At 51.6% G+C, this 12,373-nt stretch carries 14 protein-coding genes; 10 read left to right on the top strand and 4 right to left on the bottom strand.

The window, feature by feature from the left end; all coding sequences use genetic code 11:
* The first annotated feature begins 1 nt into the window (after position 1).
* Genes ccrud_RS07410 through ccrud_RS07400 form a run of 3 tightly spaced genes read left to right on the top strand, consistent with a single transcriptional unit; the run spans position 2 to position 2,824 of the window.
* Positions 2 to 1,789, top strand: coding sequence for an ABC transporter ATP-binding protein (locus ccrud_RS07410; RefSeq protein WP_066565738.1), 1,788 nt, complete (start codon positions 2 to 4; stop codon positions 1,787 to 1,789).
* Between the two features lie 47 nt (positions 1,790 to 1,836).
* Positions 1,837 to 2,373: a YbhB/YbcL family Raf kinase inhibitor-like protein gene (locus ccrud_RS07405; protein ID WP_066565736.1), complete on the top strand. Its 537-nt coding sequence runs from the start codon at positions 1,837 to 1,839 to the stop codon at positions 2,371 to 2,373.
* Positions 2,374 to 2,389: 16 nt separating this feature from the next.
* A complete protein-coding gene (locus tag ccrud_RS07400) occupies positions 2,390 to 2,824 on the top strand; it encodes a hypothetical protein (protein WP_066565734.1) in 435 nt (144 codons plus the stop codon).
* A gap of 333 nt (positions 2,825 to 3,157) precedes the next feature.
* On the opposite strand, the gene ccrud_RS07395 is transcribed toward ccrud_RS07400, so the two are convergent.
* Genes ccrud_RS07395 through ccrud_RS07385 form a run of 3 tightly spaced genes read right to left on the bottom strand, consistent with a single transcriptional unit; the run spans position 3,158 to position 6,285 of the window.
* A complete protein-coding gene (locus ccrud_RS07395) occupies positions 3,158 to 4,273 on the bottom strand; it encodes a quinone-dependent dihydroorotate dehydrogenase (protein ID WP_066565731.1) in 1,116 nt (371 codons plus the stop codon).
* 10 nt (positions 4,274 to 4,283) lie between these two features.
* Positions 4,284 to 5,303, bottom strand: coding sequence for a YncE family protein (locus ccrud_RS07390; RefSeq protein WP_245670188.1), 1,020 nt, complete (start codon positions 5,301 to 5,303; stop codon positions 4,284 to 4,286).
* Positions 5,304 to 5,346: 43 nt separating this feature from the next.
* Complete coding sequence (locus tag ccrud_RS07385; RefSeq protein WP_066565728.1) at positions 5,347 to 6,285, bottom strand: aldo/keto reductase; 939 nt, start codon at positions 6,283 to 6,285, stop codon at positions 5,347 to 5,349.
* Positions 6,286 to 6,340: 55 nt separating this feature from the next.
* On the opposite strand from ccrud_RS07385, the gene ccrud_RS07380 reads away from it, so the two are divergent.
* The 7 genes from ccrud_RS07380 to ccrud_RS07345 all read left to right on the top strand — a co-directional run bounded on the left by ccrud_RS07380 (position 6,341) and on the right by ccrud_RS07345 (position 11,952).
* Positions 6,341 to 7,222, top strand: coding sequence for an undecaprenyl-diphosphate phosphatase (locus ccrud_RS07380; RefSeq protein WP_066565726.1), 882 nt, complete (start codon positions 6,341 to 6,343; stop codon positions 7,220 to 7,222).
* A 182-nt stretch (positions 7,223 to 7,404) separates the two neighbouring features.
* Positions 7,405 to 8,667, top strand: a complete 1,263-nt coding sequence (gene mshC, locus ccrud_RS07375; RefSeq protein WP_066565724.1) for a cysteine--1-D-myo-inosityl 2-amino-2-deoxy-alpha-D-glucopyranoside ligase — start codon at positions 7,405 to 7,407, stop codon at positions 8,665 to 8,667.
* Positions 8,668 to 8,691: 24 nt separating this feature from the next.
* Positions 8,692 to 9,072, top strand: a complete 381-nt coding sequence (locus ccrud_RS07370; RefSeq protein ID WP_066565722.1) for a hypothetical protein — start codon at positions 8,692 to 8,694, stop codon at positions 9,070 to 9,072.
* Positions 9,073 to 9,293: 221 nt separating this feature from the next.
* Complete coding sequence (locus ccrud_RS07365; protein ID WP_066565720.1) at positions 9,294 to 9,581, top strand: hypothetical protein; 288 nt, start codon at positions 9,294 to 9,296, stop codon at positions 9,579 to 9,581.
* 987 nt (positions 9,582 to 10,568) lie between these two features.
* Positions 10,569 to 10,697: a hypothetical protein gene (locus tag ccrud_RS15730; RefSeq protein ID WP_245670187.1), complete on the top strand. Its 129-nt coding sequence runs from the start codon at positions 10,569 to 10,571 to the stop codon at positions 10,695 to 10,697.
* A 333-nt stretch (positions 10,698 to 11,030) separates the two neighbouring features.
* Positions 11,031 to 11,330: a HigA family addiction module antitoxin gene (locus ccrud_RS07350; protein ID WP_066565715.1), complete on the top strand. Its 300-nt coding sequence runs from the start codon at positions 11,031 to 11,033 to the stop codon at positions 11,328 to 11,330.
* Positions 11,331 to 11,334: 4 nt separating this feature from the next.
* Complete coding sequence (locus tag ccrud_RS07345; protein ID WP_245670186.1) at positions 11,335 to 11,952, top strand: class I SAM-dependent methyltransferase; 618 nt, start codon at positions 11,335 to 11,337, stop codon at positions 11,950 to 11,952.
* Here the strand turns inward: ccrud_RS07345 and ccrud_RS07340 are convergent.
* Positions 11,949 to 12,371 (bottom strand): arsenate-mycothiol transferase ArsC, encoded by a 423-nt coding sequence (locus ccrud_RS07340; protein ID WP_066565713.1) that lies wholly within the window; start codon positions 12,369 to 12,371, stop codon positions 11,949 to 11,951. The two genes, ccrud_RS07345 and ccrud_RS07340, sit on opposite strands and share 4 nt — an antisense overlap.
* Between the last annotated feature and the right edge of the window lie 2 nt (positions 12,372 to 12,373).

Genomic DNA, 12,373 nt, shown 5'->3' with positions numbered 1-12,373 from the left:
TATGAATCGAGTGGCGGACGCATTAGCTCCGGCGTCGTTGGCGGAGTCATGGCGTGAGCTGAAAACACTGCCGTCGAAGCCGCGCTTGGGGTGGTATGTGGGATTTTTCGGCATCAGTCTTGTCACGGTGGCTGCGATGGTGGGCACCTCAAATCTCTTGGGTTATTCCGTAGATCTGATTAATGGAGCATCATTACCATTGATTGGTGCTGGAACAACGGCGATGTGGTGGCTGCTTGGACTAGTGGCGTGCGGAATTTTGCTGGAAACAGCCGGCCGTGCGCTGCTGCAACTGGTGATCAATACGCTGGCCAGGCGGCTTTCTGTCGATCTGCGCAAAGCTGCACTTTCTTCGGCGCTGCGTGCCCCTGTGCCTGATGTGATGGAATTAGGCACGGGCAATGTGATCAGCCGAATTACTCAAGATATTGATAACACTGTGCGCATTGTCGCCATGGTTGGTGTCCGGTTAGTGATCACGATGCTGATTCTGCCTGGCTCTTTGATTGCACTGCTCAGTATCCATTGGTTGTTTATTTTCCTATTTATCGCAGTTGTCTTGGTGCTGATTCCCAGCGGTAAAAAGACTGTGCGTGCGATTCCTGCAGCAACAAATATCGTTTCCAGCACTGAAGCCCGCCGAAATAATCTGCTGCTGGATACTATTCGCGGCATTGAGACCTTGCGCGTATTAAAGCTGGGCGCGTGGGGAGTGCAAAGGATGCGCCAGGCCTCGTGGACCGCGGTGCAAGCAACAGCGGATAGAGCGCCGATTTTTACGCGTCTGTTGGCGCTCGGATCCATTGCTTATGGCTTGTTGCTCATTGGCGTGTTTTCTCTCAGCGCGTATTGGGTGACCCAGGATGTCTTGAGCATTGGTGCTGCCAGCGCTGCCGTTTTTGTGGTGGTGCGCATGGAAGTGCACGTTTTTAATGTGTTGTTTTTCGCCTCTGAAATCCAAAGTGCTTCTACATCTTTGGGGCGCGCTGTTTCACTCGCGCAGCTGGCACAACGAGAAGATCTTATTGAACCTGCAGATTGCGCCGATGCGCCAGCCGTGACTGTCCGCGATGTGACCTTTACATATCCCGGTGGAGTGGCAATTTTGGAAGATTTCACTTTAGTTTTGGAGGCTGGCACAACCACTGCGTTAGTCGGTACTTCAGGTGCTGGAAAATCCACTTTGGCAGGCATTATCGCAGGCCTGCAGCGCCCCAATTCTGGGTCTGTGCTGATCGGTGATATTGATACCGACACGGTGTCGGATACCTGGACCACTCGCCAGGTCGCCTTGATTAGTCAGGAAGTGCACCTGTTTTCCGGAAGTTTGGGCGATGATCTCCGCATGGCTGATGCGCAGGCCACCGATGCGCAGCTTTTCAGCGCGCTAAACGCGGTTGGGCTCGGCCAAAACACCACTGCTTTTCGACGTTTCTTCCCATCCGGCTTAGACACCCCCATTGGTGCTGGCGCAGAAGAACTCACTCCAGAAATCCAACAGCAAATCTCCCTTGCACGCATCGTGCTCCGTAACCCACCGGTATTGATCATGGATGAAGCAACCAGTGAAGCTGGCAGCGATAACGCTCGCATGTTGGAAAAAGCTGCTACAGAAATCGCTAAAAACCGCACCACTCTGGTGGTAGCGCACCGTCTCGACCAAGCAGTTGTTGCCGATCGCATCATCGTGATGGAACACGGTGACATCATCGAAGACGGCACTCACCAGGAATTACTTTCCCTTGGACGTAAATATGCGCAGCTCTACCAACGTTGGAGCGCACAATAGCGAAGAATTCGCCACAAGGGCTTGCGAATTGGGGTAGAAACGAAGATATGAACACCTACCAAGACACCCGATTCCCCGGCCCTGACCCATATGCACCGCTGGGCGAGAAGCCATCTTTTACCCTCACCTCCACAGATTTAAACAATGGTGAAAAACTTGCCGAAGCCCAGCTCGGCGGCACGGATATTTCCCCACAGCTTTCCTGGTCAGATCTTCCAGAAGGCACTAAATCTCTCGCAATCACCTGCCTTGATCCAGATGCACCAACCGGAGCGGGATTCTGGCACTGGGCAGTGTTTAACATCCCAGCAACTGTCACTGAGATCCCAACTGGCGCAGGCGATGATGACACCCTCGGTGGTATCGATGGTGTTATTTCGCTGAAAGGTGATTCCGGAAAACGCGGCTACTACGGAGCGAACCCACCAGCAGGCCACGCACCACACCGTTATCTCTTCGCAGTTCATGCGCTTGACGTGGAAAAACTAGATATCTCCCCCGAAGCCACCCCCACCGTTCTAGGCTTCAACCTGTATTTCCACACACTAGCCAGGTCGATTGTGTGGGGTTGGTACGAGAACTAGTAGGGTAAGTCACATTATGAGTTCAGCATCCGGTAAATCATTAAAAAAACTAACAAGCCTTGAAGGCCGCGCAACCTGGCGGTCAGTACCCGCCGGCATCCGCATTGGTGGTGCTTTCGTCGCATTAGGTCTTGTATTGCTGGTTTTTGCAGCAATTGCGTTGTTTAGCACCGGAATGCTGAACAACTTCGTCATCACACCTGGATTCCTCCTGATCCTCGTGGCAGCGATTATTCTCGGAGCTTTCGCTACCACCAGCAAATACGAGCCGAGCTCAAAAACACAGATCATTTCTTTGAGCATCGCAGTCATCATGGTGATTGGCAGCCGACTTCTGCCAACAGTTGAACTCTATGTTGTTGAGCAGTTCTGGTTGAGTGCGTGGGGAGTAGGCGCCTTGCTGTGCGGTCTGGTTATCCGCCGTGCGCAGATGCCGAAATCCGTTAAATAAGAACACATAGAAGGTGGCCCTCGTGAGTATTCACGAGGGCCACCTTCCTTTTATGCCCTTTATGTTCTGCGCCAATTTAAGCGCTTGAGATTCTCATATGACTCTCGGTGTCGATAAGGCCCGTGCAGTTCCTTAAACGGCGTTGTAGGGCTACCGATTTTTAGGTGTGAAAAGAGTTAAATTCACTAAACCAAACCACAGTGCCCATGATTATCGGAAAACAGAGCCGTGGGCACTGTCGTTTGGTTATCTGGGTTAGAAACCGGTCACAGCTGCCCACGGAGCTTAAAAATCAGCTCCGTGGGCATCCTGGTTTGGTCGTACTGACCCCAGTTAGTCTTTCCACTCCAAATCGCTGCCCACAGCGTCAGCGATGTTGCGAAGACCATGAGCTTTGAGCTGCTTTGCGATACCGAGGTGGATATCGCGGATCCAATCAGGGCCACCGTAGATAAATGGGGTGTAGCCCTGGAGAAGAGTAGCGCCGGAAGTGATGCGTTCCCAGGCTTGTTCTGGAGTGCTGATGCCACCAACAGAAATCAGCACCAGTTCTTCGCCGACACGTGCATGCAGTCGCTTGAGAACTTCCAAGGAACGCGCAGCAACAGGAGCACCGGAAATTCCACCAGCACCCATGGCTTCTACATCACCTGCCGGAGTTGCGAGACCCGAACGGGAAATTGTGGTGTTGGTGGCCACGATTCCAGCAAGCTTGAGTTCGAGAGCGAGGTCTGCCACTGCATCGATATCTTCATCAGAAAGGTCTGGGGCAATTTTGACCAGAACTGGAACGTTGGTGGATTCCTGAACGGCAGCAAGAATTGGGCGCAGAGATTCTACTGCTTGAAGGTCACGCAAACCTGGAGTGTTCGGAGAGGACACGTTGACCACCAGGTAGTCCGCGAGATTTCCGAGGAGGGATGCGGAGCGTCGGTAATCGTCTACGGCTTGTTCCGCGGGGACAACTTTGGTTTTGCCAATATTTATGCCAATGACATCGGAGGATTTCCGGTTGCGCAGGTTAGTGGCTACTTCGGCGGCGCCCAGGTTGTTGAATCCCATGCGGTTCAAAATTGCTTTGTCTGCAGGCAAGCGGAACAGACGTGGGGTGGGATTTCCTGGCTGCGGGGAAGCTGTAACAGTACCGAGCTCTGCGTAACCGAAGCCCACAGCACCCCAGGCATCTGCCATGGAAGCGTCTTTATCAAAACCAGCGGCTAGTCCAAGTGGGCGTGGGAAGGTGACGCCGAAGACTTCTTGGGAGAGAGAATCATCATGGACGGCGATGACTTTTTCCAAGGCGCGGTTAAGGGGTGCCACGCTGTCGACAACGCCCAGGCCCTTGTTCATCAGACCGTGGATGCGCTCAGGGCGAAGCGTGAACATTGCCTTGAGGCTTGCATCGTAGACAGTTTGGCGCAGCTTGCGGGTGGGGGATTGCTTGCTCATGTATGTCCTTTTAAGAAGCTGGGTTTGGGATGATTTGGATGCCGTTGCCGGTGGCGGATGCTGCAACCAGGGTGGAATCGCTTAAGACGACGATGTTTTGGGCGTCAGCAACGGTGTCGAGTCGTTGTTGTTCCTCTGGCACGCCTTCGGAGATGTTGTATCCAACCAGGGTGTTTTCACCAAGCGAGGTGATCCATGCAAGGTCATTGGCGGAATCCCAGGCAACGCCCCAAGGGTTTTTATCGGTTGGGGCAGTCATCTGGAGACGGATGACATCGTCAGCGTTGTAGATGGCGATTTGTCCACCTTGTGCATCGGAGACAACGAGAAGTCCATCTTCGCCGCCTGCCATTTGGCCAACGCCGAGGCCAACGCGTAGCGCGGCGCCTTCTTTGTCGTTGGGGTAATCGACATCTTGGATGGTGGTGTCATCATTCCAGATGCGCACCACAGCGTCATGGCGATCATCTACGGGGACGGAAATCAACTGGGTGTTAGGCCCGGCAACGGTGAAGGTTTTAGGGTCTTGACCATCGCGGTAGATGGTGAGTTCTTCATCCGTGTCATTGCCAACCAGCAGTTCATTATCACTGGTCAAGGCTGCGACGGTGGCTGGCTTTTCGGTTGCGCGCAACTCGCCCAAATCTGGATCCTGGGCATCAATAAGATAAACGCCATCCGCACAAGGCAGCAGGAAAGTGCCGCCGGTGGCAGTCAGGTCACCGCATTGCTTATCGACGTCCAGTTCCGTCACATCACCCGACTCGAAGTCCTTGACTGTTCCAATAGCAAGGGAAGTTTCGGTGCGCACACCCAGGATATCGCCTTCGGTAACTTCCATATCGGTGATATTTCCGAAGTCAATTACCTGGCCATCAGGGTTCTGTGCAGCAGGGGAAACAGCAGGAGTGGCCATGCCCATATCTGGAGAGTCCACGACTGCTTGCGTACATGCACTTGCAAGAAGTGCAGTTGAGGCCAGCATCGCGGTGGCTGGAATCAAACGGGACATACGGGATCGAGGGCGCATATTCACAAGGTTTTAGGTTACCAGTGAAAGGAAGTTCACCAAGTCACAGGGAGACATCATCAAGGGCTTGGGTAATTGGTGTAGGCAAGGTCACGTCCTCTGCATGTAAAAGGTGAGACAGTTGCTCTGTAGTGCGTGCGCCAACAATTACAGCGGTTACTCCCGGACGATCGCGCACCCAGGTAGTTGCGGTGACTGCCGGGCTAATACCTAAGCCTGTAGCTGCAGTATCAAGGGCGTCAACGATGATGCGACCACGATTATCCAAATAGCTTTGGACTTCTGCATCGCGACCAGAGGAAGCCGCGCGAGAATCATGGGGAATCTCAGAGCGATACTTGGCGGTCAACACACCTTGGCCCAAAGGGGCGCCTGCGAAAAACCCCACACCCAAATGTTGGGTAGCAGGAAGAAGTTCTTGTTCCGCACGGCGTTCTAGAAGGCTGTACTCATTTTGTGCCACCACAACGGGGCGAGCCGAAGCAGCTGCATGATTCGACGCCGCGTGAGTAACTGCTAGTTGCCATCCGGAATAGCCGCGTACGCCGGCATAACGAACTCGGCCGGTGCGCACTGCATAATCCAAGGTATCGGCAACTTCATGTGGGGGAGTGCCCTCATCCCAATAACCCACCGACCATAAATCCAAATAATCAGTATTCAGTGCTTTCAGCGTGACGTCTAATTGCGCAATGAGGTTGCGGCGGGAACAATCCACACGCCTGCCCAAAGGAAGGGCCGGATTCACACCAGCGCTAGAAGAGATAACCACTTGTGCACGGGAGGCTCGTGAATCAAGCAACGTGCCGAGCATTTCTTCCGCTACACCGGTGGTGTAGTTGGGGGAGACGTCGATAAGCGTGCCGCCTGCATTGATGAAGGCAGCAAAGATGTCGCCTGCCTCATCCAGCTCGGTGCCCGAGCCCCATGTCGAGGTGCCCAAACCGAGCCTGGAGACCCGCAAACCACTTGAACCGACCATTCGCTGTTTCACGCCCACCACACTACTGAGGCGGTAAGGGGGTACGGTAGATCGGGTGAATGAAGAGATATCCCTCCTATCCGCAGCAGCCGATCCTGCCGCAAGTGAAAATATTGGATGGGTGCAAACCATTGTGCTCTCCATTGTTCAAGGCCTGACAGAATTCCTCCCCATCAGCTCAAGTGGCCACCTCAGAATCATTTCTGAACTGTTCTGGGGTGTTGACGCAGGTGCATCCTTTACTGCCGTGGTGCAGCTGGGTACCGAAGCCGCCGTTCTTGTGTTTTTTGCCAAAGAAATCTGGCAGATCCTCACCGGTTGGTTCGCTGGCGTATTCCACAAGGAACGTCGCGGATTTGAATACCGCATGGGCTGGATGATCATCGTGGCCACCATCCCAGTGGTCATTCTTGGAGTGTTGGGCAAAGACCTCATCAGAGATGCTCTCCGCAACATGTGGATCACCGCATCCGTGTTGGTTCTGTTCTCTCTGGTATTCATCTTGGCGGAAAAGATGGGCAAAAAAGAGCGTGATTATGATCAGCTCACCATGAAAGATGCCATCATCATGGGACTTGCCCAGTGCCTTGCGCTGATCCCAGGTGTATCCCGTTCCGGCGGCACTATTTCTGCTGGTCTGTTCCTTGGCCTTAGGCGTGAAGTAGCCACCAAGTTCTCCTTCCTGCTAGCTATTCCTGCAGTTCTAGGATCCGGCTTGTACTCGTTGCCAGATGCTTTTGCGCCAAGCTCCGGACAGGCAGCCTCTGGTCTGCAGCTCACTGTGGGCACGCTGGTGGCCTTCGTGGTCGGCTATATTTCGATCGCATGGCTGATGAAGTTCGTGGCCAACCACTCCTTCAGTTGGTTCGCCGCGTACCGCATCCCAGCTGGTTTGATCGTGATGCTCCTCCTGTGGGTTGGCTTCCTCACACCATAGTTTCTCGTTTTTAGGTTCTTTTAAAATCCGTCGCCCTGTAAAAGGGTGGCGGATTTTTATTTGTGGAATAGCAGCGCCATTTAAGTGGTTGCATTCTGAGGCGACATCTAGGTTTTATATGCTGTAGTGACGTGTATTCGCTTGTCGCGGAAATAATTACGGAAAGAAGATAGAGTAAACTCATGCAATCTTGGCCTACCCCTGAAGTACCTGCTCTCCCCGGCACCCCAGTGCCTTTGGAACTGTTCGACACCGCAGATCAGGAAGTACGCCTGGTTGAAACCCCACCTCACGGATCTGAAGTTCCAGTGGGCATGTATGTCTGCGGCATCACCCCGTATGACTCCACACACCTCGGACATGCAGCGACATACCTAGCTTTTGACCTGATCTACCGCATTTTGCTGGACAATGACCACGATGTGCATTACGTCCAAAACATCACCGATGTGGATGATCCACTATTTGAGCGCGCAGCCCGCGACGGCCTTGACTGGCGTGATCTAGGCACTAGTCAAATCAACCTCTTCCGCAGCGACATGGAAGCCTTAAGCATTATTCCGCCGAAAGACTACATCGGTGCGATCGAATCCATCGACGAAGTCATTGAGATGGTAAAAACGCTTCTCGACGAAGGCGCCGCATATATCGTCGAGGACGCCGAGTATCCAGATGTCTACGCATCAGTGAACGCCACTGAGAAGTTTGGCTACGAATCCAATTATGATTCCGCAACCATGGCTGAATTCTTCGCCGAACGCGGTGGCGATCCAGAGCGTGCCGGCAAGAAGAACCCAATGGATGCACTCCTGTGGCGCGCCGTCCGCGACGGCGAACCAAGCTGGGAATCCCCATTCGGCGCAGGTCGTCCAGGCTGGCACATCGAATGTTCCGCGATTGCAACCAACCGCCTAGGACACTCCTTTGATATCCAAGGTGGTGGCTCCGACCTGATTTTCCCTCACCACGAGTTCTCCGCTGCACACGCAGAAGCCGCCCACGGCGTAGAGCGCATGGCTAAGCATTACGTACATGCCGGCATGATCTCCCAAGACGGCGTAAAAATGTCCAAATCCCTGGGCAACCTCGAATTCGTCTCCCGACTCACCGCTGCAGGACATGAGCCAGGCGCTATCCGCCTTGGTGTCTTTGCGAACCATTACCGTGGTAACCGTGATTGGAATGCAGAAAGCCTCCGTACGGCAGAAAACCGCCTAGCAGAGTGGCGCAACGCAGCACGCGGAGCAACCAACCGAGAAGAAGCAATCGCAGTAGTCGAACAGCTCCGCAAGCACCTTTCCGCAGACCTTGATACTCCCGGCGCGCTCCTTGCACTTGATGCATGGGCAGCTGGTGTTGACCATGTCTCTGGGGATGTAGAGTTCACTGAAGTAGGAAACATCGTGGTCGCAGCCGTAGACGCGCTACTCGGTGTGCAGCTCTAGAAGAATTCAGGAACAATACAGATCATGACCATTCGCGCTAACTTTCAGCCTTCCGTAGATGAATTCATTTCCACTCTCGAAGAGTTTGCAACAGGTTCATACCTTCAAGAAGATGAAAAAGAATTCTGGGACGAACCCTTCGATGTTAAGGCGTTGCCAGAGCTTCGTTCCATTTTGGAAAACTACCTTGATTCATTAGACAAACTCGGAGAGACCCCTGAGCTAGATGCAGTTAACGCATCTGCACAGAGCACTCTTGATGAGTTGGAGAAGTTCAACACCAAGCATCACGGTGCGGTTGTTGAGCCAGAGGAAAAAGAAGAGATTTCCCAGCTGATGTTTGATGCAGCAAAGCAGACTGGCGCTGATGATCTTTCTGCAGAGGCCTTCCCTGAGTTTGAGTAAAGCTTTTTAACTTAAAGCGCCGTTTCAGCTGTTGCTGGGGCGGCGCTTTTTGTTTGTGCTGGTTTCGCTTCGGGGAATGTTGATTTAAATGCGATTTACTCTAGATATAGGCCTTTAGTAATGTGTGCCGGGGTATTTGAAATTTCTTGCGTATGAAAGGCCAAATATGAGTTTGACCCCTGACCTAGTTTTGTACCTCATGAACCAGGGGCGTGAGGCAGGTGGACATCGCCAATGAATATCGGGTATCCCGTCAGTATGTAAATTTCCTCGCGAAAAAAGGTGGGTATGTTTCACCGATTACTACCATCACAGAAAATTTTCCTTGGGATGTTGAAGAGATGAATGCTGGAAATCATCTATATCAATCCCTCCAACTGTTTGGACACTACAGGCTTGATGGTTGGGAAAGCCTGAAAGGATCAAGCAAATACAAGGTTTCAGGCCTAATCAAAAAACTCAGAGCGTTTAACTTAACCTCGTACTGGACCAAGGCGATCAATACCTAGCAATTCCAGGTGTTGCAAATTACTCTGATATTGGTTTTACACACCGCACTCCTGAAGATTAAGATTTCGTCATCAAGATCCGAGATGGTGTCCGCATTACGCCTTTGGGTAATAAGATCTGGCGACTTCCAGAGGCCGAGGTTTAAAGCTCTAATATCTTCCGCACTGCAGCCGAAGAAATGCTGAAAAGATTGCAAAGCTTGTCCCTTTCGCGGGATGCTGTGTCTTTAGGGAGCAGTTGTAATTAGAAAGGTATGTGCGATGGGCTTTGGCGGAGCATTGTATAAAACTGAGAAGGACGGTAGACCCTGGGTTCCCCCATGGTGGTTTTCCTTTGTAGTGCTGCCCGTAATGGTTGTCGCAAGTTTCTATATAAGCCAGGTAACTGGCTGGCGCGGGGTCGCCTCTTTAAGCGTCGAGGGTGTTTCGTGGAGCGAAGTTAGCTCTGAGGGTATTTTTCTTTACGTAGTTCAGTATCTTGGGTTTTATTATGTTCTGGTTTTACCTATTTTCCTGGTTCGCAGATACTTGTGGGCGAAACGTGAGAATCAAGAAGATTTGTAGGAAACCGATAGGGGAAATAGTTGAGCCTCATTTAGCTCGTTAATTGTTTTCTTAGCAGTAAATGATTGCCAATCTTCGTCGACCACATCCATTGCTTATCGTTGACGAGTTTGTCTCTACCCCGTTGAACAGTTAGACCACCCCTTGTTGTAACGGTGTATTCATCAAGGCAACGTAACAGGCAGGAACTTCGACCGGGATCAGTTGGTGGGTCCGAGTTACGCGTCCTCTTCGCTTTCGGTCCGGAACGCTTGGCGATTTTGCTGATTGCTGACGACCTATTCGACGACCACCTCCGTAGATTAAGGGGAAAATGATCAAAATGGTGATGTCACTAAAAGAATTTATTGCCGAACATCCGGTGGACCGAAATCGGGTTGATACGCACAGCTCGCCGAGCGTATCGGTGTTGGACAACGTCAGGTGTCGAAGATCGAACACGGAGATCTCGACAGTGCGAAGGTTGGCACGATCCGCAATTACCTTGAGGCTGTCGGTGGAGAGCTATCGCTCGAGTATGTGATCGGTGATCAGAGCGTCCAGATAGCGTGAGGCATTCGGGTGTCGTAGTTTGAGTGCCTAGACTTCCTCGTAGAACTAGGACGCCTGATCGAAGGTATGAGTTCAGACCGTTTTTCCATAGAGCCTAACAACCTGATTCACTTCGATAGTGCCAGCCTTTTCATATTTGAACCACATTCGTACCCGCAGCGGTAGATTTGGGTTTAAAGACAAGAACATTTATCGATTTGTGGATGGTTCATTGCCTGCAATTCTATGGATTTCAATGTTCGTACCTACAGCTAGCGGAAGATCTGGTTCATCCGAGCAGACAACACCGAGGCAGAATACGTTGAGATTGTCGATTATCACCGAGGAAAGGTCATGCTAGAGAAGCTGTATTCACCGATTCATCCAGGCAAAGTCCTTATGCAGGATTTCGTCGAAGGACTCAATATCACGCAGAACATGCTTGCGGAATCAACCTGTGTGCCCCTGGAACGCATTAACGAGATCATGCAAGGCGAATGTGCGATTACGGCAGATTTAGCACTGCGATTCGGAAAATACTTCAGTGTGCCAGCACAGTTCTGGCTCAATCTGCAGACACAGTATGACCTCGAACTTGCTAAGGATCAAGTGTCTGAGCAGATTGCAGCCATCGTTCCGTTGAAGGTTGCGTAAAAGATTGCGAATAAACGAAGACCTTGACTTTGGAGTTCGTGATTCATACGAGGCTCGTGCTGATGAATACATTGACATACTTGGCGATGTTGAGGCCATGTCTCAAGTAGACCGACAACTGATTGAAGATTGGGCTCAGAGCGTTAGAGGGTGCATTGTTGCTGCGGGGTCAGGTCCTGGGCATTGGACTGCTCACTTGCAGGATTTAGGAGTGGACATCAAAGGCATTGATTTGGTTCAGGCTTTTATTGACAGTGCTCGTTTACGATTCCCACAGGTAAAGTTTCAGCAGGGCTCGATTGATGCGCTTCCCATTAAGAAAAGTGAACTTACTGGCCTCTTGGCGTGGTACTCAGTAATTCATATCGAGCCTAACCGCCTTATAAGTATTTTGAGAGAGTTTGCCCGTTGCGTTGCTCCGGGTGGATCTCTATTGATCGGGTTCTTCGAAGGTCCGAAGATTGAAGCATTTAATCATGCAGTAACTACTGCATATTTTTGGCCAGTAGTAGAGATGAGCAGGCTGCTTGACGAGAGTGGATTCGAAACTGTGGAAGTGCACACCAGGGTTGATATTGGTAGTAGGCCTCATGCTGCGATCATCGCCAAGCGAACAGCTTAGGATGCTTGAGTTAGATCAACGATAAGATTGTGCACTCGGGCGTCGATATCATCTCGGATTAGTCGCATGCGTTCCATGCCTTCGATACCGCGTTCGGAAGGCTCGTCAGTAATCCACCGCTCTAGCACACCTTTCGCATCGGCAGGCAACTCTAATTTAGCATCGGCGCCTAAGATAACTACGCGATCCACGCGTTTAATTAAGTCTTGATCGATGCCTTTAGGTGTCCCCTGTGACATATCAGCATCTACTTCTGAAATAGCTTCGATAGATTGCTGGTTTAGTTTTGTTCCATGTCGAGTGCCCGCAGAATGGATCTCTAAAGTCTCGCCGGCATGTTTTTGAGCTAATGCTGCAGCCATTTGAGATTTTCCTCCATTGCCAACGCATATGAAGAGAACTGAATGTTGCTTGTTCATGG

Source organism: Corynebacterium crudilactis (assembly GCF_001643015.1).
GTDB classification, from domain to species: Bacteria; Actinomycetota; Actinomycetes; order Mycobacteriales; family Mycobacteriaceae; genus Corynebacterium; species Corynebacterium crudilactis.
The sequence above is the reverse complement of the archived record's forward strand: the minus strand, read 5'-3'. Positions and strand labels throughout refer to the sequence as shown.

What these genes read in the sequence shown, in the direction of transcription:
- ccrud_RS07410 (WP_066565738.1), top strand. Translation starts at nt 2, where the DNA reads ATGAATCGAGTGGCGGACGCATTAGCTCCGGCGTCGTTGGCGGAGTCA.
- ccrud_RS07405 (WP_066565736.1), top strand. Translation starts at nt 1,837, where the DNA reads ATGAACACCTACCAAGACACCCGATTCCCCGGCCCTGACCCATATGCA.
- ccrud_RS07400 (WP_066565734.1), top strand. Translation starts at nt 2,390, where the DNA reads ATGAGTTCAGCATCCGGTAAATCATTAAAAAAACTAACAAGCCTTGAA.
- ccrud_RS07395 (WP_066565731.1), bottom strand. Translation starts at nt 4,273, where the DNA reads ATGAGCAAGCAATCCCCCACCCGCAAGCTGCGCCAAACTGTCTACGAT.
- ccrud_RS07390 (WP_245670188.1), bottom strand. Translation starts at nt 5,303, where the DNA reads ATGCGCCCTCGATCCCGTATGTCCCGTTTGATTCCAGCCACCGCGATG.
- ccrud_RS07385 (WP_066565728.1), bottom strand. Translation starts at nt 6,285, where the DNA reads ATGGTCGGTTCAAGTGGTTTGCGGGTCTCCAGGCTCGGTTTGGGCACC.
- mshC (WP_066565724.1), top strand. Translation starts at nt 7,405, where the DNA reads ATGCAATCTTGGCCTACCCCTGAAGTACCTGCTCTCCCCGGCACCCCA.
- ccrud_RS07370 (WP_066565722.1), top strand. Translation starts at nt 8,692, where the DNA reads ATGACCATTCGCGCTAACTTTCAGCCTTCCGTAGATGAATTCATTTCC.
- ccrud_RS07350 (WP_066565715.1), top strand. Translation starts at nt 11,031, where the DNA reads ATGCTAGAGAAGCTGTATTCACCGATTCATCCAGGCAAAGTCCTTATG.
- ccrud_RS07340 (WP_066565713.1), bottom strand. Translation starts at nt 12,371, where the DNA reads ATGAACAAGCAACATTCAGTTCTCTTCATATGCGTTGGCAATGGAGGA.